The 21749-nt window shown below is 70.9% G+C and carries 18 protein-coding genes; 3 read left to right on the forward strand and 15 right to left on the reverse strand.

Annotated features, from left to right (window positions below):
* The 7 genes from aroC to AB0K65_RS27840 all read right to left on the reverse strand — a co-directional run.
* Positions 1–689: chorismate synthase (aroC, locus tag AB0K65_RS27810; protein ID WP_365721200.1), on the reverse strand; the 689-nt coding region annotated here is incomplete at its 3' end.
* A gap of 203 nt (positions 690–892) precedes the next feature.
* Positions 893–1720 carry a shikimate dehydrogenase gene (locus AB0K65_RS27815; protein ID WP_365721202.1) on the reverse strand — a complete coding sequence of 276 codons (828 nt, stop codon included), beginning with the start codon at positions 1718–1720 and terminating at the stop codon, positions 893–895.
* Positions 1720–3426: an endolytic transglycosylase MltG gene (gene mltG / locus AB0K65_RS27820; protein ID WP_365721204.1), complete on the reverse strand. Its 1707-nt coding sequence runs from the start codon at positions 3424–3426 to the stop codon at positions 1720–1722. Before mltG ends, AB0K65_RS27815 begins: the two co-directional genes overlap by 1 nt.
* Positions 3427–3527: 101 nt before the next feature.
* The gene (ruvX, locus tag AB0K65_RS27825) at positions 3528–3992 is read right to left on the reverse strand and encodes a Holliday junction resolvase RuvX (RefSeq protein WP_365721206.1); all 465 of its coding nucleotides are present in this window, start codon (positions 3990–3992) and stop codon (positions 3528–3530) included.
* Entirely contained in the window at positions 3992–6661 is a 2670-nt protein-coding gene (gene alaS, locus AB0K65_RS27830; protein ID WP_365721208.1) for an alanine--tRNA ligase, read from the reverse strand. Before alaS ends, ruvX begins: the two co-directional genes overlap by 1 nt.
* Entirely contained in the window at positions 6661–7014 is a 354-nt protein-coding gene (locus AB0K65_RS27835; protein ID WP_365721210.1) for a DUF6167 family protein, read from the reverse strand. Before AB0K65_RS27835 ends, alaS begins: the two co-directional genes overlap by 1 nt.
* A 6-nt stretch (positions 7015–7020) precedes the next feature.
* The gene (locus tag AB0K65_RS27840; protein WP_365721212.1) at positions 7021–7461 is read right to left on the reverse strand and encodes a DUF948 domain-containing protein; all 441 of its coding nucleotides are present in this window, start codon (positions 7459–7461) and stop codon (positions 7021–7023) included.
* Between the two features lie 159 nt (positions 7462–7620).
* Between AB0K65_RS27840 and AB0K65_RS27845 the strand changes: the two genes are divergently transcribed.
* The gene (locus AB0K65_RS27845; RefSeq protein ID WP_365721214.1) at positions 7621–9792 is read left to right on the forward strand and encodes an AAA family ATPase; all 2172 of its coding nucleotides are present in this window, start codon (positions 7621–7623) and stop codon (positions 9790–9792) included.
* Between the two features lie 34 nt (positions 9793–9826).
* Here the strand turns inward: AB0K65_RS27845 and rpsD are convergent, their stop codons facing one another.
* From rpsD to AB0K65_RS27870, 5 genes are all read right to left on the reverse strand, one after another.
* Positions 9827–10441: a 30S ribosomal protein S4 gene (gene rpsD / locus AB0K65_RS27850; protein ID WP_365721216.1), complete on the reverse strand. Its 615-nt coding sequence runs from the start codon at positions 10439–10441 to the stop codon at positions 9827–9829.
* A 353-nt stretch (positions 10442–10794) separates the two neighbouring features.
* Entirely contained in the window at positions 10795–12147 is a 1353-nt protein-coding gene (locus tag AB0K65_RS27855; RefSeq protein ID WP_365721218.1) for a replication-associated recombination protein A, read from the reverse strand.
* Between the two features lie 60 nt (positions 12148–12207).
* The gene (locus AB0K65_RS27860; protein WP_365721220.1) at positions 12208–12816 is read right to left on the reverse strand and encodes a vitamin K epoxide reductase family protein; all 609 of its coding nucleotides are present in this window, start codon (positions 12814–12816) and stop codon (positions 12208–12210) included.
* Positions 12817–12979: 163 nt separating this feature from the next.
* Positions 12980–14242, reverse strand: a complete 1263-nt coding sequence (gene hisS, locus AB0K65_RS27865; RefSeq protein WP_365721222.1) for a histidine--tRNA ligase — start codon at positions 14240–14242, stop codon at positions 12980–12982.
* 10 nt (positions 14243–14252) lie between these two features.
* Positions 14253–14969, reverse strand: a complete 717-nt coding sequence (locus tag AB0K65_RS27870) for an MBL fold metallo-hydrolase (protein ID WP_365721224.1) — start codon at positions 14967–14969, stop codon at positions 14253–14255.
* 152 nt (positions 14970–15121) lie between these two features.
* On the opposite strand from AB0K65_RS27870, the gene AB0K65_RS27875 reads away from it, so the two are divergent.
* Both AB0K65_RS27875 and AB0K65_RS27880 read left to right on the forward strand, forming a co-directional pair.
* Positions 15122–15907 carry a peptidylprolyl isomerase gene (locus tag AB0K65_RS27875; protein ID WP_365721226.1) on the forward strand — a complete coding sequence of 262 codons (786 nt, stop codon included), beginning with the start codon at positions 15122–15124 and terminating at the stop codon, positions 15905–15907.
* Positions 15908–16093: 186 nt separating this feature from the next.
* On the forward strand, positions 16094–17323 hold the full coding sequence (locus AB0K65_RS27880) for a DUF349 domain-containing protein (RefSeq protein ID WP_365721228.1): 1230 nt from the start codon (positions 16094–16096) through the stop codon (positions 17321–17323).
* An 84-nt stretch (positions 17324–17407) separates the two neighbouring features.
* Here the strand turns inward: AB0K65_RS27880 and AB0K65_RS27885 are convergent, their stop codons facing one another.
* The 3 genes from AB0K65_RS27885 to secF form a co-directional block, all read right to left on the reverse strand.
* Positions 17408–19891 (reverse strand): bifunctional (p)ppGpp synthetase/guanosine-3',5'-bis(diphosphate) 3'-pyrophosphohydrolase, encoded by a 2484-nt coding sequence (locus tag AB0K65_RS27885; RefSeq protein WP_365721230.1) that lies wholly within the window; start codon positions 19889–19891, stop codon positions 17408–17410.
* A gap of 205 nt (positions 19892–20096) precedes the next feature.
* The gene (locus AB0K65_RS27890) at positions 20097–20648 is read right to left on the reverse strand and encodes an adenine phosphoribosyltransferase (protein ID WP_365721232.1); all 552 of its coding nucleotides are present in this window, start codon (positions 20646–20648) and stop codon (positions 20097–20099) included.
* A complete protein-coding gene (secF, locus tag AB0K65_RS27895; RefSeq protein WP_365721234.1) occupies positions 20645–21748 on the reverse strand; it encodes a protein translocase subunit SecF in 1104 nt (367 codons plus the stop codon). The genes AB0K65_RS27890 and secF overlap by 4 nt, the downstream gene beginning before the upstream one ends.
* Position 21749: the final 1 nt, after the last annotated feature.

The raw sequence follows: 21749 nt of genomic DNA on the forward strand, positions 1-21749 counted from the left end.
TACGCCAAAACCTCGACGACCCCGCCGAGGGTGTCGCCGTCCTTGTGTGCCTGGTCGATCTCCGCGACCATCGCCTTCGACGCGTCCGCGTCCAGACAGCGCACCGGATCGGCGTCCAGCCTCCCGACATCCCCCGGCTCCGGGTAGACACCGTACGGAGCCTTCGCCCCGGCCAGCTCCACCACGTGCGAGACGATCTCGATGCCCGCGGTCTCCTTGAGGAAGGAGCGGGCGACGGCGCCGAGGGCGACACGGGCCGCGGTCTCCCGGGCGCTGGCCCGCTCCAGGATCGGCCGGGCCTCGTCGAAGCCGTACTTCTGCATGCCGGCCAGGTCCGCGTGACCGGGCCGCGGCCGGGTCAGCGGCGCGTTCCGGCCCGTCTCCTTCAGCTCCGCCGGATCGACCGGGTCGGCCGACATCACCTTCTCCCACTTCGGCCACTCGGTGTTCCCCACCATCACCGCGACCGGGGAGCCGAGGGAGAGCCCGTGGCGGACCCCGCCGAGAAAGGTGATCTCGTCCCGCTCGAACTTCATCCGGGCGCCGCGCCCATAGCCGAGGCGCCGCCGCGCGAGGTGGTCCGCCACCAGCTCCGTGGTGACCGGGACGCCGGCGGGAAGGCCCTCCAACGTCGCGACCAGCGCGGGTCCGTGGGATTCCCCAGCGGTCAGCCAACGCAACCTGCTCAACGATGCTCCTCATACTCGCGCCTGGCACTGCGACGGCGCGACCGGGTGCGCGGCCTGGCCCGCCGTACCCGATCCTTTCACGTCCCGACGGCCTCACCGGCCTCCGGTCCAGCTATCGGACGCCCGTCTCATCGGCGAAGACGCTTTCCCGCCACCCCCGACGGCGGGACGGCGCCGTGCGGCCGGACGGACCGGCCCGGAATCTACCGGGCGGCGAGCGCCTGTTCACCCGCGGCCCGCATCGCGGCAAGGGGCGCCGACGGGACGCCCGTCATCTGCTCGACCTGGAGGACGGCCTGGTGGACCAGGAGGTCGAGGCCGCCGACCACCTTGCCGCCCCGCTCCGACCAGGCCGCGGCGAGGGCGGTCGGCCACGGGTCGTACAAGACGTCGAAGAGCGTGCCGGCCCCGGCGGGGACGGCCGCGGCCAGGGCGTCGGTGGTGCCGGCCGGGGTGGTCGCGACGACCAGCGGCGCGGAGAACGCCTGGGCGGCGTCGTCCCAGGCCGCGGTGCGGACGTCGACGCCGAGCCGCTCGCCCCAGCCGCGCATCTCGTCCGCGCGCGCCTCGCTGCGGACGTATGCCGTGACCGGACCGCCGCAGATCCCGGCCAGGGCGGCCAGGGCCGAGGAGGCGGTGGCGCCCGCACCGAGGACCGCCGCGGACTCGACCTTCTCGACGCCCCGCTCCCGCAGGGCCGCGATCATGCCGGGGATGTCGGTGTTGTCGCCGACGCGGCGGCCGTCCTCGGTGAGGACGACGGTGTTCACGGCCTCGACCGAGGCCGCCGTGTCACTGATCCCGTCGAGCAGCGGGATGATCGCCCGCTTCAGCGGCATGGTCAGCGACAGACCCGCCCACGACGCGTCCAGGCCGGCGACGAAGCCGGGGAGCCCGGCCTCGTCCACCTCGAAGCGGTCGTACGACCAGTCGCCGAGCCCCAGCGCGGCGTACGCCGCCCGGTGGAGCACCGGAGAGAGCGAGTGGGCGATCGGCGAGCCGAGGACGGCCGCCCGTCGCGTCGCGGACATCAGTCACTCCCGGAGGCGTTGAACTTCTCGACGAGCCGGTCGTGCTCGGCGAGCGTCTTGGCGAACTCGGTCTTGCTCATGCCGTCGGTCGCGACGAAGTACATCCAGCCGTCCTTCGTCGGATTCAGGGCGGCCACCAGCGCCTCGGCTCCCGGGTTGCCGATGGGCCCGGGCGTCAGACCCTTCTGCTTGTACGTGTTGTACGGGTCCGGGTTGCTGTTGATCTCGTCGCGGCCGATCTTGATCTTGCTCTGGCCCATCAGGTAGTTGTACGACGAGTCGAACTGGAGGAGCTGGTAGGTCTCCTTGTTCTCCGGGCTGAGCCGGTTGTAGATGACCTCCGCCATCTTGGTGAAGTCGTCGTGCGTCTTGCCCTCGGCCTGGACCAGGCTCGCGACCGTGACGAGTTCCCACGGGCCCTTGAGCCCGAGCGCCCTGGACTTGGTTTCCAGGTCGAGCTTCCCGTACTCCTGGTTGGCGCGGGCCACCATCTTGCGCAGGACGTCCTCGGGCTTGTTGCCCTTGGCGACCGGGTAGCTCGCGGGGAAGAGGAAGCCTTCCAGCGGGTCCTTGACGTCCTTGTGGTTCTTCGCCCAGTCGGGCAGTCCGAGGTCGTCCGCCTTGGCCTTGGCGATGTCCTTGGTCGTGCCGGCCGCGAGGTCGAGGCGCTTGTCGATCTGGTCGTAGACCCAGGTGTTGCGCCTGCCCTCGGGGATGACGAAGTTCGCCTGGCTCGCCGGACTGAGCAGCAGGGAGACGGCGCTCTCCGCCGACATCTCCTTCTTCAGCGTGTAGACGCCGGCCTGGATCGACAGACCCTTGGGGTTCTTCTGCTGCGCCGAGACGAAGGCGTCGACGCTCTTGACGACACCGGCCTTCTTGAGGATGTTGCCGATGTCGTAGCCGCCGGAGCCCCGGGGGATCTCGATCTGGACCGAGCCGCTGCCCGTGCCGGCGTAGTCGGGTGCGGCGCCGAACTGGCCCTGCCAGAACTGGTAGCCGAAGTAGCCGACACCGCCGACACCGCCCGCGAGGACGAGGGCGACGACCAGGCAGGCGACGCCGTTCCTGCCCTTGCGGCCCTTGTCGCTCTTTCCGCCCTTGCCGCGCCGGTCGCGACCGCCTCGGGAGGGGCGGCCGCCGGCCGCCTCCTCGTCGTCCTCGGGGTCGTCGTCACCGGTGAAGAAGGGGTGCTTCTCCTCCTCCTGGGCCTCCGCGTCCCAGTCCGTGACCGGCTCCGGGGGACCCTGCCGCCGGCTCGGGGGCTGCGGCGGCGGGTACGCCTCGGGGGTGCGGTAGAGGTCGGGGTCCTGACCGCCGTACGGGTCGGCGGGAGTGCCGCCGTACGGCATGGCCGCCTGACCGGTCTCCCAGTTCGTGTCGTACTGCTGTGCGGGATACCCGGGCGTGTCGTACCCCTGCGACTGACCGCCGTAGGTCTGATCGACGTACTGCCGATCGTCGTACTGCTGGGGCGCCTGGGGATGCTGCGGCTGCTCCTGCTGGTACGGCTGCTGGTACTGGGGGTCGTAGTACCGGCCGTCCTGGCCTCCGCCCTGGACACCCTGGCCCTGCCCGTAAGCGTCCTGGTGGCCGTACTGCGCCTGCTGCGGGTACTGCTGCTGGCCTTCCCACCCCTGGTCCCCGTACAGCGGGTCCGTGGGGTGCCACGGTTCGGAGCCGGGGCTCCGGCCATACTCAGTCATCGATCCCCAAAACAGCCGCGAGGCGCCCGGACGGTCCGCCCCTCGTAGTGCGGCAGCTGTTCGAACACCGCCGCATCGCGCGGAACGTTACCGTATCGCGATCAGATGACCACTTCGACGCCCTCGCCGGGCGGATTACCTGATACCCGTTCGGACTCGAGAGCGTTCTGAAGGATGATCACAGCGGCGGCCTGATCGATGACGGACCGCCCCTTCTTCGCGTTCACACCCGAGGCCCGCAGCCCCTGCGTCGCGCTCACGGTGGTCATCCGCTCGTCGACCAGGCGCACCGGCACGGGAGCGATCCCCCGCGCCAGCTCCTGGGCGAAGCGGCGGACCTTGGCAGCGGCCGGCCCCTCGCCCCCGGAGAGGGAGCGAGGCAGGCCGACCACGATCTCGATGGGTTCGTACTCCTCGACGATGAGGCGCAGCCGCCGGTGGGCGGCCGGGACGTCACGTCCCGGCACGGTCTCCACCGGCGTGGCGAGGACCCCGTCGGGGTCGCACGAGGCGACCCCGATCCGGGCGTCCCCGACGTCGATCGCGAGACGACGGCCGCGTCGCATCAGGCGGTTTCCCCGACCATGCGCTCGACGGCGTCGATGGCGTCGCCGATGGCCTGCGGGTTCTGGCCGCCGCCCTGGGCGACGTCCGGCTTGCCGCCGCCGCCGCCACCGAGGGTCTTGGCGGCCGTACGGACCAGCTCGCCGGCCTTGAGGCCGCGCTCGCGGGCCGCCTCGTTGGTGGCGATGACCGTCAGCGGGCGTCCGTTGGCCGTGGTGAACAGGGCCACGACCGCCGGGCGGTCGCCGGGGATGCGGCCGCGGACGTCGAGCACCAGCCGGCGCAGGTCGTCGGCGGAGGTTCCGTCGGGGACCTGCCCGGTGACCAGGGCGACGCCCCGGACGTCCTTGGCACCGGAGACGAGACCGGCGGCGGCCTGCAGGACCTTCTCCGCGCGGAACTTCTCGATCTCCTTCTCGGCGTCCTTCAGCTTGCCGAGCATGGCGGAGATCTTCTCCGGCAGCTCCTCCGAGCGGCCCTTGACCAGCTCCTGCAGCTGGGCGACGACCGTGTGCTCCTTGGCCAGGAAGTTGTACGCGTCGACGCCGACGAGGGCCTCGACACGGCGCACGCCGCTGCCGATCGACGACTCGCCGAGCAGCTTCACCAGACCCAGCTGGGCGGTGTTGTGGACGTGCGTACCGCCGCAGAGCTCCTTGGAGAAGTCGCCGATGGTCACCACGCGGACCCGCTCGCCGTACTTCTCCCCGAACTCGGCGATGGCACCCTGCCGCTTGGCCTCGTCGATGGACATGACCTCGGCGTGGACGTCGAGTTCCCGGGCGAGGACCTCGTTGATCTTCTGCTCGACGTCCGTCAGGACGGTGCCGGGTACGGCGTTCGGCGAGCCGAAGTCGAAGCGGAAGCGGCCCGGGGAGTTCTCCGAACCGGCCTGGGCGGCCGTCGGACCGAGGGCGTCGCGCAGCGCCTGGTGCGTGAGGTGGGTGGCGCTGTGGGCGCGGGCGATGGCCCGGCGGCGCCGGATGTCGATGGTGGCGTAGGCCGTGGATCCGACCGTCACCTCGCCGACCTGCACCGAGCCCTTGTGCACGGAGACGCCCGGGACCGGCTGCTGGACGTCGCGGACCTCGATGACGGCACCGCTGTGCAGCCGGATGCGGCCCTGGTCGGCGAGCTGGCCGCCGCCCTCGGCGTAGAACGGCGTGCGGTCGAGGACGACCTCGACGTCGTCGCCCTCCGTGGCGGCGGGCGACGGCACTCCGTTGACCAGCAGACCGACGACCGTGGTCTCGCCCTCGGTGTTGGTGTAGCCGGTGAACTCGGTGGTGCCGTTGGTGTCGGCGATCTCGCGGTAGGCGGTGACGTCGGCGTGACCGGTCTTCTTGGCCTTGGCGTCGGCCTTGGCGCGCTCGCGCTGCTCCTGCATCAGGCGGCGGAACCCGGCCTCGTCCACGGAGAGGCCCTGCTCGGCGGCCATCTCCAGGGTCAGGTCGATCGGGAAGCCCCAGGTGTCGTGGAGCAGGAACGCCTTGTCGCCGGCGAGGACGGTGCCGCCGGCGGCCTTCGTCTCGGTGACGGCGGTGTCGAGGATGTTGGTGCCGCCCTTGAGAGCCTTGAGGAACGCGGCCTCCTCGGCGAGGGCGACGGTCTCGATGCGCTTGCGGTCGGTGACCAGCTCCGGGTACTGCTCGCCCATCGTGTCGATCACGACGTCGACGAGGTCACGCACGACCGGTCCGGTCGCGCCCAGCAGACGCATGTTGCGGACGGCGCGGCGCATGATGCGGCGCAGGACGTAGCCGCGGCCCTCGTTGCCCGGGGTGACGCCGTCACCGATCAGCATCACGGACGTCCGCATGTGGTCGGCCACCACGCGCAGCGAGACGTCGCTGTCGTGGGTCTTGCCGTAGGCGACGCCGGTGAGCTGTGTGGCCTTGTCGATGACGACCTTGAGGGTGTCGGTCTCGTACATGTTCTGCACGCCCTGGAGGATCATCGCCAGGCGCTCGAGACCGAGGCCGGTGTCGATGTTCTTCGAGGGAAGGTCGCCGAGGATCTCGAAGTCCTCCTTGGAGGTGCCCTCGCCGCGCTCGTACTGCATGAAGACCAGGTTCCAGATCTCCACGTACCGCTCGTCGTTGACGGCCGGGCCGCCCTCGACACCGAAGTCCGGACCGCGGTCGTAGTTGATCTCGGAACACGGGCCGCAGGGGCCGGGGACGCCCATCGACCAGTAGTTGTCCTTCTTGCCGAGGCGCTGGATGCGCTCGGCCGGGACGCCGACGACGTCGCGCCAGATCTGCTCGGCCTCGTCGTCCTCCTGGTAGACGGTGATCCAGAGCTTCTCCGGGTCGAGGCCGTAGCCGCCGTGCTCCACCGAGGTGGTCAGCAGCTCCCAGGCCAGCTTGATGGCGCCTTCCTTGAAGTAGTCGCCGAAGGAGAAGTTGCCGCACATCTGGAAGAACGTGCCGTGGCGGGTGGTCTTGCCGACCTCTTCGATGTCCGGCGTCCGCACGCACTTCTGCACGCTGGAGGCGCGCGTGAACGGCGGCTTGACCTCGCCCAGGAAGTAGGGCTTGAAGGGCACCATGCCGGCGGGGACGAGCAGCAGAGTCGGGTCGTCCGCGATGAGCGACGCCGAAGGGACGACGGTGTGCCCGCGCTCCTCGAAGAAGCTCAGCCAGCGGCGGCGGATTTCAGCCGACTCCATCAGTGGTCCTCATTCCGGTTGTACGGGATCGTGGGGTGGGGATACGTGTGCGTGCTCGGGCGCGCCGACGGCGCGGTGGGATCGAGCGCGGCCCTGCGGCGCGGCCCGGGGAGTTCGTGGTCCGCCGGCGCCTCGATGCCGAGCGCCTCGCCCAGCTCGGCCTCCCGCTGGACCATGCCCGCCCTGACGTCGAGGGCGAAGTCCTTGAGCCGGTGCCCGGTCTCGATCGCCTTGTTCGCGGCCTGCGCGGCGAGACTCTCGGGGGTGAGCTGCTTGAGCTTCCGGTTGACCTTGGTGGTGGCCCACACGCCGGCTGCGGCGCCGGCGGTGAACCAGAACGTACGGCGGAACATCGCGGCTCAGCCTTTCTGCTTCCGGCGCCTCGCGGACGGCACGGTGCGGCCGACGATCACGGTGCGGCGCGAGCGGCCCTCCGGCGCCGGGGGCGCGTCGTCCCGGCCGCGGCCCAGTGCCCTGCGCACGCCGTAGCCGAAGGCCGCGACCTTGACCAGCGGGCCGCCGAAGGTGGAGGCGACGGTCGTGGAGAGCGCCGAGGCGTTGGAGGTGACCTCCTGGACGTCCGAGGCGATCGCGTCGACCCGGTCGAGCTGCGTCTGCGCCGACCGGACGGTCGCCGAGGCGTCGGCGAGCAGCGGGACGGCCTGTTCGGTCACGTCCGCCACGAGCTTGGTGGTGGCCTTGAGCGTCTGCGCCAGTCTCACCAGCACCACGGCGAGGAAGGAGACGAGGATCGCCCAGAACACGGCCACCAGAATCCCGGCAACCTCTCCACCGGTCACTCCGCACCGCTCTCTGCTGTCGTTGGGCCCTTGCGAAAAGTCGTTCTCCGACCCTATCGCGCCCGCGGTCTTTCCCCGTACCGGATTCCCGGCCCCCGGGCGCGGATCGGGTCGATCCGATTGTACGGAGTGCGCCCGGATGGGTACGCTCCGTGTCCCATGCGAAGGAGCAATCTCCCGGCGGAGTTGAACCGGTTCGTCGGACGGACCGACGAGCGGGACGAACTGGCCCGGCTCCTGCAGGAGTTCCGACTGGTCTGCGTCGTCGGTGTGGGGGGCGTCGGCAAGACCAGGCTGGCTCTGCGGACCGCGTCGCGCGTGCAGAAACGCTACGCCGACGGGGTGTGGCTCGCCGAGCTCGCGGCGCTGCGCGACCCGGACCTGGTGGCCCACTCCCTCGTCGAGGCGCTGGGCCTGACCGACCACACCCTCCGCGCGCCGCGCGAGGTCCTGATCGAGCATCTGGCGGACCGCCGGCTGCTTCTGGTCCTCGACGGTTTCGAGCACCTCGTCGAGGAATGCGCCCAGCTGGTGAGGGAGTTGCTGCTGCGCTGTCCCGGCCTCACCGTCCTCGCGGCGGGCCGCCGTCCGCTGCGGGTCGACGGGGAGGCTGTCCTCACCCTGGCGCCGATGGACGACGTCGACGCGGTGGCGCTGTTCGAGGAGCGGGCCGCGGCCTCGGCCGGCGCGGGGCCGGGCCGGGTCGGGCCGGACGACGCCTCCGCCGTGCGGCGGCTGTGCCGACGGCTCGACGGGATTCCGCTGGCCCTGGAGCTGGCGGCCGCCAGGCTCCCGCTGCTCACGGTGGAGCAGGTGCTGCACCGGCTCGACGACCGTTTCCGCCTGCTCACGGACGGGACGCGCGGCTCACTGCCGCGCCACCGGACACTGCGCACGGCGATCGGCTGGAGCCACGAACTGTGCACCCCCGAGGAGCGGCTGCTGTGGGCACGGCTGTCGGTCTTCGCCGGGCCCTTCGACCTGGAGGCGGTGGAGTACGTCTGCGGCGGGCCCGAACTCGCCCCGGAACGGGTCATGGACGCACTGGGCGGTCTCCTCGCCCAGTCGCTGCTCACCCGGGAGGACGGCCCTGCGGGCCCGCGCTACCGGATGCTGGACACGGTCGCCGCGTACGGGGCGGAGTGGCTGGCGGCCCTCGACGACACCGAGCGCATGCGGCGACGGCATCGCGACTGGTACATGGGGCTCGCCACCTGGTGCGAGCTGGAGTGGTTCAGTCCGCGGCAGGCCGAGGTGGCAGCCTGCACGGAGGCTGCGCTGCCCAATCTGCGGGCGGCCCTCGAACTGTGCCTGGAGCTGCCGGGCGAGGCGCATCTGGCCCGGCACCTGGCGGGAACCCTCTGGTTCTGCTGGGTCGGGTGCGGACGCCTGTCGGAGGGCCGGCACTGGCTGGACCGGGCGCTCGCGCTCGGCCCGGAGCGCTCCGAGCCGCCCGGCGCCGGGCTGAAGGCGCTGTGGGTGCTCGGATACGTGGCGATCCTGCAAGGTGACAGCACGGCGGCGGTGGCGGCGCTGCACGAGTGCGGTGAGCGGGCCCGGCGTACGGGCGACGCGCTGGCGGAGGCGTACGCCACCCACCGGATGGGCTGTCTGGCGCTCCTCTCGGACGACATGGTCCGTGCCGAGGAACTGATCGGCCGGGCTCTGGAGGCGTACCGGACGCTGGGCGAGCTGAACAGCAGTGTGCTGATGGCACAGGTCGAGCTGGCGATGGCCCGGGTCTTCCAGGGGGATCTGGAGGGCGGGGTCGCGTTGTGCACCGAGGTCAGGGAGATCTGCGAGGAGCGCGGGGAGCGCTGGACCCGGGCGTACGCGCTCTATGTGCTGGCGTACGCGGCCTGGACCCGGGGGGCCCACGGCGAGGCGCGGGAGCTGCTCGCCGAGTGCGTCACCATCAACCACGCCTTCCACGACCTGGTGGGGCTGGTCCTCGCCCTCGAACTGCTGGCACTGGTGACGGCGAGCGAGGGCGATCCCGAGGAGGCGGCAGTGCTGCAGGGGGCGACCCTGCCGGTGTGGGACTCGGTGGGACTGCGGCTGTTCGGGTCGGGAGCGTTCGGCGGGCCGCGGGCGCTGTGCGAGCGGCAGGCCGGCGAACTGCTGGGCGCGGAGCGCTACGGGGCGTCCGTGCGGGAGGGCCGGGAGCTGTCGCTCGAGGCGACGGTGGCGCGGGCCCTCGCCGAGCGCCGGCATCGGGGCTCGGGGCCGGCCACCGCGGGAAAGTCCGCCCGTCCACAGCGCCGGAGCCTTCCGGGAATGCGGAAGCCCGCCGACTCCCCCACCCGGAAGGGCGGGGAAGCGGCGGGCTGAGAACCGCGGAGTGCGCGGTACGACGACCGCTGGATCAGCGGGCGTAGTACTCGACGACCAGCTGCTCGTCGCAGATGACCGGGATTTCCTTGCGGTTCGGGTCACGGTCGAGGCGGAAGGCCAGGGCCTTCAGGTTGACCTGCAGGTAGCGCGGGGTCTCACCGTCGGCGGCGAAGCCACCCTCGCGGGCCACCTGGAACAGGGGCTTCTCACGGGAGCGCTCGCGGACCATCACGACGTCGTCGGGACGGACGCGGAACGACGGCTTGTCGACCTTGGTGCCGTTGACCTGGATGTGACCGTGCACGACCATCTGGCGGGCCTGGTAGATGGTGCGGGCGATGCCCGAACGCAGGACCAGGGCGTCGAGGCGACGCTCGAGCTCGACGACCAGCGCCTCGCCCGTCTTGCCCTCGGCCTTCTTGGCACGGTCGTAGGCGCGCGCCATCTGGCGCTCGCTGATGTCGTACTGGGCGCGCAGACGCTGCTTCTCGAGCAGACGGACCTTGTAGTCCGAGTTCTGCTTGCGGCCACGGCCGTGCTCGCCCGGCGGGTAGGGGCGGGCCTCGAAGTACTTGACGGCCTTGGGGGTCAGCGCGATGCCGAGGGCACGCGACTTCTTGACCTTGGGACGGGACTGGTTCGGCATGAACCAACCTCTCTATCTGTACGAATACGGCTTCACCAGGGTTAGAGGAGGTCGCATCCGCAGCCGGGGAAACCCGCGCGGTCCGTGAGGACCGACCGGGCAGCCGCTCCCTGGTCTGGGCACTACGTGCAGCACACGAACGGCCCATCGCCTGGTCCCGGGAATCCGGGGAGGTGATGGGTTGCCCGCGACACCTTCGAAGGTGCGCGACACTCCTGGAGGCTCGCGAGAGGCGGGCCTCCGGCTGCCTGTCCCGTTCTGGTGGCGCCGGCCGAAGCCGGACACGGGACGCAGCACTCCGCACGAGTGTACCGGGTCGGCCGGGGCCCCGTGCACGCGCCCGGGGCGGGACGTCAGCCGTCGCCGCGCAGCCGCTCGCGCACCTTCTCCACCACGTCCGCGTACCGCGCCTCGGCGCCGTACCTCGTCGGTTCGTAGTAGCGCTTGCCGTGTACCGCGTCCGGGGCGTACTGCTGGGCCGCGATCCCGCCGGGGACGTCGTGCGGATAGACGTATCCCTGGGCGTGGCCCAGCTTGGCCGCGCCCTTGTAGTGGCCGTCGCGCAGATGGGCGGGGACCGCTCCCGCCAGGCCGTTGCGCACGTCCGCCTGGGCCGCGGAGATCGCGAGGGTCGCGGCGTTCGACTTCGGGGCCAGGGCGAGGGCGATCGTGGCGTGCGACAGGGTCAGCGCGGCCTCGGGGAAACCGATCATGGCGACGGCCTGGGCGGCCGCCACGGCCGTCGGAAGGGCGGTCGGATCGGCGAGCCCGATGTCCTCGCTGGCCGAGATCATCAGGCGCCGCGCGATGAACCGGGGGTCCTCCCCGGCCTCGATCATGCGCGCCAGATAGTGCAGGGCCGCGTCCACGTCGGAGCCCCGGATCGACTTGATCAGCGCGCTCGCCACGTCGTAGTGCTGGTCGCCGTCCCGGTCGTACGTCACCGCGGCGCGGTCGACGGTCTCCTCGACCGTCTGAAGGGTGATCTCCGGCTCGCCCTTGGCGAGGGCCGCGCCGGCCGCCGCCTCCAGGGCCGTCAGCGCCCGGCGTGCGTCGCCTCCGGCGATCCGCAGCAGGTGCGCCTCGGCGTCCTCGGGCAGCGTGACCGCGCCGCCGAGTCCCCGGTCCTCGGTCAGGGCCCGGCGCAGCAGAGCGCGAAGGTCGTCGTCGGTGAGCGATTCGAGGGTGAGGAGCAGCGAGCGGGAGAGCAGGGGGGAGATGATCGAGAAGTACGGGTTCTCCGTCGTCGCCGCGATCAGCGTCACCCAGCGGTTCTCCACGGCGGGGAGCAGAGAGTCCTGCTGGGCCTTGGAGAAGCGGTGGATCTCGTCGAGGAAGAGCACCGTCTCCTTGCCGTAGCCCCCGGCCGCGCGGCGGGCCCCCTCGATGACCGCCCGGACCTCCTTGACGCCCGCGGTGATGGCGGACAGCTCCACGAAGCGCTTGTTGGTCGCCTTGGAGACGACGTACGCGAGGGTGGTCTTGCCGATGCCGGGAGGGCCCCAGAGGATGACCGAGGAGGCGCCCGCGGGGCCTCCTCCGCCCTCGCCCACGAGCCGGCGCAGCGGGGACCCCGGCTTCAGCAGATGCTGCTGGCCGAGGACCTCGTCGAGGACGCGCGGACGCATCCGGACGGCCAGGGGGCTGCTGGACGGGTCCTTCTCCTGGCGTTCTTCGGCGGCTGCGGTAAAGAGGTCGGGCTCCACGTCATGAAGCCTAGGTCACGCCACCGACAACGCCGCCGGGACGGTCGCCGCCCGCCGGTCTCAGCCGGTCCAGAAGTCCCACCAGCGGGTCAGGATCAGCATGCCGATGATCCCGATGTGCAGGACGGGCAGGACCCAGGTGAACTCGTCGAAGAAGGTCCGCAGGGCGCCCGGGGCCGGGATGACGCCGTGGCGGACGTTGTGCGAGGTCACGTACCAGAACATGACGATGGTGGCGACCCAGGCGAGGCAGCACCACAGGCAGAGGCTGTTGATCTCGTACAGCGACTGGTACATCAGCCAGGTGCAGAACCCGACGCCGAACAGGGTGCCGGCGTTCAGGCCCAGCCAGTACCAGCGGCGGTAGCGGGCGCCGGCCAGGAGGGCGAGGCCGATCGCGACGACCATGGCGTAGGTGACCAGGCCCAGCAGGGGGTTGGGGAAGCCGAAGACCGACGCCTGCTCGCTCTTCATGATGTTGCCGCAGGAGACGATCGGGTTGAGGCTGCACCCCGGGGTGAAGTTCGGGTCCTCGAGCAGCTTGAACTTGTCGATCGTGATGACCCAGGCGGCGAGCACCCCGGCCGCGCCCGTGATCACCAGCATCCAGGCGAAGGCGCGGCTCGCGCCGATCGTGCCGCCGTCGCGCTCCACCGCTGCTGTCGTCATATCGCCGTTTCCGTCGCTCGCTGGCCTCTGGGCAAGGTCATTCTGCCGCACGCGGGCCCGCGCACGCCGTTCGGTGGACATAAGAACGAACGGACCGCCCGCACGCGAGAGGGCCCGGGCCGCTCTCCGGCGGCCCGGGCCCCTCGTCGTACACGTCCGCGGATCAGGCCAGCTTCGCCTGGAGGTGCGCGATCACCTTGTCCAGGGCGACCGGCTCCTGCTCGCCGGACTCCATGTCCTTGAGCTGCACGACGCCCTCGGCGAGGTCCCGCTCGCCGGCCACGAGCGCGTACCGGGCACCGGACCGGTTGGCGTTCTTCATGTGGCTCTTCAGGCCCTTCGCGCCGTAGCCGAAGTCCGTGGCGACGCCCGCCTTGCGCAGCTCGGTGACGACACCGAACAGAACGCGGCGCGCCTCCTCGCCCAGCGGGACGGCGAAGACGCTGGTGGCCGGCGGGATGTCCAGCTCGATGCCCTCGGCCTCCAGGGCCAGGACGGTGCGGTCCACGCCGAGGGCCCAGCCCACCGACGGGAGCGCGGGGCCGCCGATCATCTCGGAGAGGCCGTCGTAGCGGCCGCCGCCGCCCACCGCGGACTGCGAGCCGAGGCCGTCGTGGACGAACTCGAAGGTCGTCCGCGTGTAGTAGTCGAGGCCGCGGACGAGCTTCTCGTCGTCCTCGAAGACCACGCCGGCGGCCGTGAGCAGCTCGCGCACCTCGGAGTGGTACGCCTTGCAGGCGTCACAGAGGTGGTCGGCGAGCGAGGGCGCGCCGACGAGCTGCCTCTGGACGTCGGCCCGCTTGTCGTCGAGGACGCGCAGCGGGTTGATCTCGATGCGGCGGCGGGTCTCCTCGTCGAGGTCGAGGCCGCGCAGGAAGCCCTGGAGCGCCTCGCGGTAGACGGGGCGGCACTCCTTGTCGCCGAGCGAGTTCAGCAGGATGCGGAAGTTCCGCAGCCCCAGCGAGCGGTACGCCTGGTCGGCGAGGATGATCAGCTCGGCGTCGAGCGCGGGGTCCTCGGCTCCGATGGCCTCGGCGCCGACCTGCGAGAAGTGGCGGTAGCGGCCCTTCTGCGGGCGTTCGTAGCGGTAGTACGAGCCGGAGTACCAGAGCTTGACCGGCAGACCGCCGGCCTTGTGCATGTTGGCCTCGAGGGCCGCGCGGAGCACGGAGGCGGTGCCCTCGGGGCGCAGCGCGAGGTTGGCTCCGCCCTTCGTGGTGAGGGTGTACATCTCCTTGGTCACGATGTCGGTGGACTCGCCGACACCGCGGGCGAAGAGGTCGACGTCCTCGAATCCGGGGGTCTCCACATAGCCGTAGCCGGACTTCCGCAGCGGGCCGGAGATGGCGTCACGGACGGCCAGGTACGTGGCGGAGTACGGCGGGATGAGGTCGAAGGTGCCCTTGGGGGCCTTGAAGGTGCTCACGTGGATCTCGTCACATTCCTCGTCGGGGAGCCTGCGCGCCGCCGCGTTCCGCGCGGCCGGTGGCCATGTCCCGCAGGTACGGGTTGGTGGCGCGCTCCTGGCCGATGGTCGTCTGGGGACCGTGTCCCGACAGCACCACGGTCGAGTTGTCGAGCGGCAGGCACACGCGGGCCAGCGATTCGAGCATCTCGTCCATGTCACCGCCGGGCAGGTCGGTGCGTCCGATGGAGCCGGCGAAGAGCAGATCCCCGGAGAAGAACACGGACGGGATGTCCGCGGCCGGGGGCATCCGGAAGGTCACCGACCCCTTGGTATGACCGGGGGCGTGCGCGACGGAGAACTCGAGTCCGGCGAGGTCCAGCTTCGCGCCGTCGGCGAGTTCGTGCACGTCGTCCGGCTCACCCACGGTCAGCTCGCCCATGAGGGGCATCCCGATGGAGCGGCCGAGGGCCTTCTCCGGGTCGCTCATCATGTACCGGTCGGCCGGGTGGATCCACGCGGGTACGTCATGGGCGCCGCAGACGGGGACGACGGAGGCGACGTGGTCGATGTGGCCATGGGTGAGGACCACCGCGACGGGCTTGAGCCGATGCTTCTTGAGCGTCTCCTCGACTCCCTGGGCGGCCTGGTGGCCGGGGTCGATGATGACGCACTCCTCGCCTGCGGCGGGGGCGACCAGGTAGCAGTTGGTCCCCCAGGCCCCGGCGGGGAACCCGGCAATCAGCACGATCGTCCTTAATTGTCGTCCGGCACAGGGATGCGACGGGTGGAAGTGGCAGATCAGAGCCTACCGGCGCTGCGTATTCCACAGCCAACCCGTATACGGTACGGGCACATCCGGCCAGCACTGGAACAGACGACCTACAAGGAGCAGACCCGGTGGTCAGCAGCGATCAGCGGCGGCGGCAGCTCGCCCGGGAGAAGTACGTGCGCCAGCAGCAGCGGCGCCTGGCGCAGCAGAAGGCGCGGCGCCGCAACACCGTCATCGCGGCCGCCCTCGCCGTGGTGCTGGCCGCCGGCGGCGCGGTGTACGCCTCGGTCGCGCTGAGCGACGGGGACAAGAAGGGCAGCGACGCCGCGGCTCCGGGCGACACCCCCACGCCCGCGCAGAGCGAGTCGAAGGCTCCGGAGCCGGCCATGGCCATCGACAAGAAGGGCACGTACACGATGGCCCTGAACACCGACCGGGGCAACGTCCGCATCACGATGGACGCGGCGAAGACCCCGCGGACGGTGAACTCCTTCAAGCACCTCGCGGACAAGAAGTACTTCGACGGCACGAAGTGCCACCGCCTCACCACCGAGGGCATCTTCGTCCTCCAGTGCGGCGACCCGAAGGGCGACGGCACGGGCGGCCCGGGCTACAACATCCCGGACGAGAACCTGACCGCGCTGGGCAAGGCCGGCGCGGACGGCTCGGTGACGTTCCCGGCCGGAACCGTCGCCATGGCCAACACCGGCCAGCCGGGCTCCGGCGGCAGCCAGTTCTTCCTGGTCTACAAGGACACGAAGCTGCCCCCGACCTACACCCCCTTCGGCACGATGGACGCGGCCGGTCTGAAGGCCGTCGAGGAGGTCGCGAAGGGCGGCGTCGAGGGCGGTGCCAAGGACGGTGCTCCCAAGAAGGCCGTCACCATCGCGAAGGCCACCGTCACCAAGGAGTGACGCGGGAAGAGCAGGAGGCGCGAGCCGAGGCGTGACCGTTCAATTTCGGTCGCGCTGAGTGCGGACAGCCGGGCGACCGGTCGCCTAGATTGGCGTTGTGCAGGGCGGGCGCTGCCCGCCCCCGGAAACTGTGGACGATGCCCAGGGGGCACAACCCCCTCGTCGGCATCATGTGGAGGAGGCGCTGTGAGCAGCGACCCGTGGGGCCGCGTCGACGAGACGGGCACCGTGTACGTGCGTACTGCCGAGGGCGAGAAGGTCGTCGGATCGTGGCAGGCCGGTACTCCCGAGGAGGCACTGGCCTACTTCGAGCGCAAGTACGAGGGCTTGGTTGTCGAGATCGGCCTCCTCGAGAAGCGGGTGAGGACGACCGACCTCTCGGCCAAGGACGCGACGGCCGCGATCGATCACATCCGCAAGCAGGTGGACGAGCATCACGTCGTGGGCGACCTCGCCGCACTGACCACGCGACTCGACAAGCTGGTCGAGACGGTGGAGTCGCGCCGCGAGGAGCGCAAGGTCCAGAAGGCCAAGCAGACCGACGAGGCGCGCGGCGCCAAGGAGGCTCTGGTCAAGGAGGCCGAGGAGCTGGCGCAGAGCGAGCAGTGGCGTTCGGCCGGTGAGCGGCTGCGGGCGCTCGTGGACACCTGGAAGGGCCTGCCGAGGCTCGACCGGAAGTCCGACGACGAGCTGTGGCACCGTTTCTCGCACGCCCGCTCGGCGTTCTCCAAGCGCCGCAAGGCGCACTTCGCCTCGCTGGACGCGCAGCGCGAGGAGGCCCGCAAGGCCAAGGAGAAGCTGGTCGCGGAGGCCGAGTCGCTGTCGAACTCCACCGACTGGGGTGGGACGGCCGCGCGGTACCGCGAGCTGATGACGGAGTGGAAGGCGGCGGGCCGCGCCCAGCGCGAGCACGAGGACGACCTGTGGAACCGCTTCCGCGGTGCCCAGGACGTGTTCTTCGCGGCGCGCGGCGAGGTCTTCGCCGAGCGGGACGCGGAGCAGACCGAGAACCTCAAGCTGAAGGAGGAGCTCGCCGCCGAGGCCGAGAAGCTGGTGCCGGTGACGGACCTGAAGGCGGCCCGCGCCGCCTTCCGCTCCCTCAACGAGCGGTGGGAGGCCATCGGCCACGTGCCGCGCGACGCCCGGCCGAAGGTCGAGGGCCGGATGCACGCGGTGGAGCGGGCCATCGGCGAGGCCGAGGAGTCGGAGTGGCGCCGGACGAACCCGGAGGCACGCGCGCGTGCCGCGGGTCTCACCGGTCAGCTGCAGGACGCGGTCGACAAGCTGCAGAAGCAGATCGACGCGGCCCGCGCGTCGGGCAACGACGCCAAGGCCGACAAGCTGGCGCGTGAGCTGGAGGGCCGCCAGGCCCTGCTCGACCAGGCTCTGAAGGGTCTGCACGAGTTCGGCGGCTGAGCCGGCTCCTCGTGCGGACACGCGAAAGGGCCCCGGCACCCTCACGGGTGGCGGGGCCCTTTCCCTTGCGCCGGAGGGGTCGTGTCAGGGCCTGCGGGCCGAGGTGACCCGGTACACGTCGTAGACGCCCTCCACGCCCCGTACGGCCTTCAGGACGTGTCCGAGGTGCTTGGGGTCGCCCATCTCGAAGGTGAAGCGCGAGGTGGCCACCCGGTCGCGGGAGGTCTGGACGGCCGCCGAGAGGATGTTGACGTGCTGGTCCGACAGGACGCGCGTGACGTCCGACAGGAGCCGGGAGCGGTCCAGGGCCTCCACCTGGATGGCGACCAGGAAGACCGAGGACTGGGTGGGCGCCCACTCGACCTCGAGGATGCGCTCCGGCTCGCGGGAGAGCGAGTCGACGTTGAGGCAGTCGCTGCGGTGCACCGACACCCCGCTTCCCCGGGTGACGAAGCCGATGATCGGGTCGCCGGGGACGGGCGTGCAGCAGCGGGCCAGTTTCACCCAGACGTCGTCGACGCCCTTGACCACGACACCGGGGTCGGCGCTGGAGCGGCGCTTGGCCCGGCCGCGCGAGGGCGGGGCGGTCTCGACGAGGTCCTCGTTGGCGGCCTCCTCGCCGCCGAGGGCCTGGACGAGCTTCTGCACGATGGACTGCGCGGTGACATGGCCTTCGCCGATCGCCGCGTACAGGGAGGAGATGTCGCTGTAGCGCATCTCGTGGGCGAGGGTGACGAGCGAGTCGCCGGTCAGGATGCGCTGGATCGGCAGGTTCTGCTTGCGCATGGCCCGTGCGATGGCGTCCTTGCCCTGCTCGATCGCCTCGTCCCGGCGCTCCTTGGAGAACCAGGCGCGGATCTTGTTGCGGGCCCGGGGCGACTTGACGAAGCCGAGCCAGTCGCGGGAGGGTCCCGCGCCCGCCGCCTTGGAGGTGAAGACCTCGACCAGGTCGCCGTTGTCCAGCGTCGATTCGAGGGGCACGAGCCGCCCGTTGACCCGCGCGCCTATCGTGCGGTGGCCGACCTCGGTGTGCACGGCGTAGGAGAAGTCGACGGGGGTCGCCCCGGCGGGCAGTGCTATGACGTCGCCCTTGGGGGTGAAGACGAAGACCTCGTTGCGGGAGAGGTCGAAGCGCAGGGACTCCAGGAACTCGCTGGGGTCCTCGGTCTCCTTCTGCCAGTCCAGCAGCTGGCGCAGCCACGCCATGTCGTTGAGGTGGTCGTCCTTGCCGGTCTTCTTCGGCACGTCGGCGCGCACCTTGGAGGCGCCGGCGACGGCCTCCTGCTTGTACTTCCAGTGCGCGGCGATGCCGTACTCGGCCCGGCGGTGCATGTCGAACGTACGGATCTGCAGCTCGACGGGCTTGCCGTTGGGCCCGATGACCGTGGTGTGGAGCGACTGGTACATGTTGAACTTCGGCATCGCGATGTAGTCCTTGAACCGGCCGGGGACCGGGTTCCAGCGCGCGTGGACGGTGCCGAGGGCGGCGTAGCAGTCACGGACGGTGTCGACGAGGACACGGATGCCGACCAGGTCGTAGATCTCCGCGAAGTCACGGCCGCGGACGATCATCTTCTGGTAGACGCTGTAGTAGTGCTTGGGCCGGCCGGTGACGGTGGCCTTGATGCGGGCGGCGCGCAGATCCGACTGGACCTCGTCGGTCACTATCGCGAGGTACTCGTCGCGCTTGGGGGCGCGCTCGGCGACGAGGCGGACGATCTCGTCGTACATCTTGGGGTAGAGGATCGCGAAGGCGAGGTCCTCGAGTTCCCACTTGATGGTGTTCATGCCCAGGCGGTGGGCCAGGGGCGCGTAGATCTCGAGGGTCTCGCGGGCCTTCTTCTCCTGCTTCTCCCGCTTGAGATAGCGCATGGTGCGCATGTTGTGCAGCCGGTCGGCGAGCTTGATGACCAGGACGCGCGGGTCCTTGGCCATGGCGACGACCATCTTGCGGACGGTCTCGGCCTGCGCGGCCTCGCCGAACTTGACCTTGTCCAGCTTGGTGACGCCGTCGACGAGCAGGGCGACCTGGTCGCCGAAGTCCCGGCGCAGCGTGTCCAGGCCGTACTCGGTGTCCTCGACGGTGTCGTGCAGCAGGCCGGCCATCAGCGTCGCCGGGTCCATGCCCAGCTCGGCGAGGATGGTGGTGACGGCGAGCGGGTGGGTGATGTACGGGTCGCCGCTCTTGCGCTTCTGTCCGCGGTGCCAGCGCTCGGCGACCTGGTAGGCCCGCTCGACCTGGCGGAGCGTGGCCGTCTCGATCTTGGGGTCGTTGGAGCGGACGATCCGCAGCAGCGGTTCCAGGACCGGGTTGTACGGGGAGGAGCGCTGGACGCCCAGGCGGGCGAGGCGGGCGCGCACGCGGTTGGACGAGCCGCCGGAGCGGGCCGGAGCGGGGGGCACGGGCCGGGACGCGGACGGCGAAGCCGATGCGGGGGCCGGTGCCGGGGCCACGGGCGAGGGGCTGCTCTCCGCGGGCTCGGGCTGGGGCGTGGCGGGGCCCGCCGCGGCCTTGTCGGCCTGCTGGTCGGGCTGCGCTGCGGAGAGTGGCTGGGCCTCGTCTGGCAAGAGCGCTCCTCGTGCGGTACCGGGTCCCCCGGACAGGCCCGGAAAGCCCATGGTATCGAGCCGGGGGCCGCGGTGCTCACGCGTGGGGCGGGTGCGGGCGCCGGCATCCCCGGTGGGGGCCCCTTTCCGGGACATACCGGGAGAACAGGCGGGGCGCTCCGGGGATTCCCCCGGAGCGCCCCGCTCCGTACACACGTCCACGGCGTCAGACCGTGATCAGCGCCTCCAGTGGAGCGCCGCGCAGGGCGGGCTCCAGCCGGGCACGCCCGGCGAGGAAGCCGAGCTCCATGAGGACCGCGACACCCGCGGCCTCGGCCCCGGCCCGCCGGATGAGCTCCAGCGCGGCCTCGGCGGTTCCACCGGTGGCGAGGACGTCGTCGATGACCATGACCCGGTCCCCGGGCAGGAGGTCCTCGGCGTGCACCTCGATCTCGGCGGTGCCGTACTCCAGCTCGTACGCCTGCTTCAGCGTGGCGCCGGGCAGCTTGCCGGCCTTGCGGACCGGGATGAAGCCCAGGCCCGCGCGGACCGCGACCGGCGCGGCGAGGATGAAGCCGCGCGCCTCCAGACCGACGACCTTCGTCGCACCGTGCGTGGCGCACAGCGTGGCGAGGGTGTCGGTCAGGGCGGTGAACGCCTCCGGGTCCGCGAGCAGCGGGGTGATGTCCTTGAACAGCACACCCGGCTTCGGGTAGTCGGGGACGTCCCTGATCCGGCTGAGCAGCAGACCGGCGGTGTCCGGGGCCTGGGCGGTCATCCGCGGCGCTCCGTCGGGCGTCCGCGGCGCGAGCGCTGTCCGACGACGGCGGTCTCCGCCACGTCCTCGAAGCCGTCGTGGCCGTGGCCCTCGTCGGTGGCGTCGTCCGCGTCCAGGGACTCGCCCTTCGCGGCCGCGGCGGCCCGCTTGGCGAGGATCCGCTTCTTCAGCGCCTTGATCGACGGCTCGCGCTCCTTGAGGTCGGCGACGAGCGGCGTGGCGATGAAGATCGAGGAGTACGCACCGGCGGCGAGGCCGACGAAGAGCGACAGGGAGATGTCGTTCAGCATGCCGGCGCCGAGGACGCCGCCACCGATGAAGAGCAGGCCGGCGACCGGCAGCAGCGCGACGACGGTGGTGTTGATCGAACGGACGAGGGTGCCGTTGATCGAGCGGTTGGCGATCTCGCTGTAGGTCCACCGCGTCTGCTTGGTGATCCCCTTCGTGCCCTCCTTGAGGGAGTCGAAGACCACCACGGTGTCGTAGAGCGAGTAACCGAGGATGGTCAGCAGACCGATCACCGTACCGACCGTGACCTCGAAGCCCACGAGGGAGTAGATGCCGACCGTGATCGTGATGTCGTGGATCAGCGCGATCAGCGCGGCGACGGCCATGCGCCACTCGAAGGCGATGGCCAGATAGATCACCACCAGGATCATGAAGACCGCGAGTCCGGTCCACGCCTTGGTGGCGATCTGTTCGCCCCAGCTGGGTCCGACCAGCTCGGCCGCGATCTTCTCCTCGGCGACGCCCATGTCCTGGGCCAGCTCCGTGCGGACCTTGTCGGACTGCGCGGTGTCGAGGCCGCCGACCTGGATACGCATGGAGCCGTTGCCGAGCTCCTGGACGATCGCGTCGTGGCCGGAGGCCTCTTCCGCGTACTCCTGGACCTGCGAGACCGAGGCGGACGCCTTCGGGGTGGTGAAGACCGCACCGCCCTGGAACTCGATGCCCATGTTCAGGCCCCGCACCGCCAGGCCGACGATGGCCGTGATGGTGATGAGGATGGACAGGCCGTACCAGATCTTGCGGTTGCCGATGAAGTCGTAGCCGACCTCACCTCGGTGGAGCCGGGCGCCGAGAGTGCCGAGCTTCGACATC

It is taken from the genome of Streptomyces sp. NPDC053755 (genome assembly GCF_040677675.1).
Lineage (GTDB): Bacteria > Actinomycetota > Actinomycetes > Streptomycetales > Streptomycetaceae > Streptomyces.

What these genes read in the sequence shown, in the direction of transcription:
- secF (WP_365721234.1), bottom strand. Translation starts at nt 21,748, where the DNA reads ATGTCGAAGCTCGGCACTCTCGGCGCCCGGCTCCACCGAGGTGAGGTC.
- AB0K65_RS27860 (WP_365721220.1), bottom strand. Translation starts at nt 12,816, where the DNA reads ATGACGACAGCAGCGGTGGAGCGCGACGGCGGCACGATCGGCGCGAGC.
- AB0K65_RS27835 (WP_365721210.1), bottom strand. Translation starts at nt 7,014, where the DNA reads ATGTTCCGCCGTACGTTCTGGTTCACCGCCGGCGCCGCAGCCGGCGTG.
- AB0K65_RS27890 (WP_365721232.1), bottom strand. Translation starts at nt 20,648, where the DNA reads ATGACCGCCCAGGCCCCGGACACCGCCGGTCTGCTGCTCAGCCGGATC.
- AB0K65_RS27815 (WP_365721202.1), bottom strand. Translation starts at nt 1,720, where the DNA reads ATGTCCGCGACGCGACGGGCGGCCGTCCTCGGCTCGCCGATCGCCCAC.
- mltG (WP_365721204.1), bottom strand. Translation starts at nt 3,426, where the DNA reads ATGACTGAGTATGGCCGGAGCCCCGGCTCCGAACCGTGGCACCCCACG.
- AB0K65_RS27845 (WP_365721214.1), top strand. Translation starts at nt 7,621, where the DNA reads ATGCGAAGGAGCAATCTCCCGGCGGAGTTGAACCGGTTCGTCGGACGG.
- alaS (WP_365721208.1), bottom strand. Translation starts at nt 6,661, where the DNA reads ATGGAGTCGGCTGAAATCCGCCGCCGCTGGCTGAGCTTCTTCGAGGAG.
- ruvX (WP_365721206.1), bottom strand. Translation starts at nt 3,992, where the DNA reads ATGCGACGCGGCCGTCGTCTCGCGATCGACGTCGGGGACGCCCGGATC.
- rpsD (WP_365721216.1), bottom strand. Translation starts at nt 10,441, where the DNA reads ATGCCGAACCAGTCCCGTCCCAAGGTCAAGAAGTCGCGTGCCCTCGGC.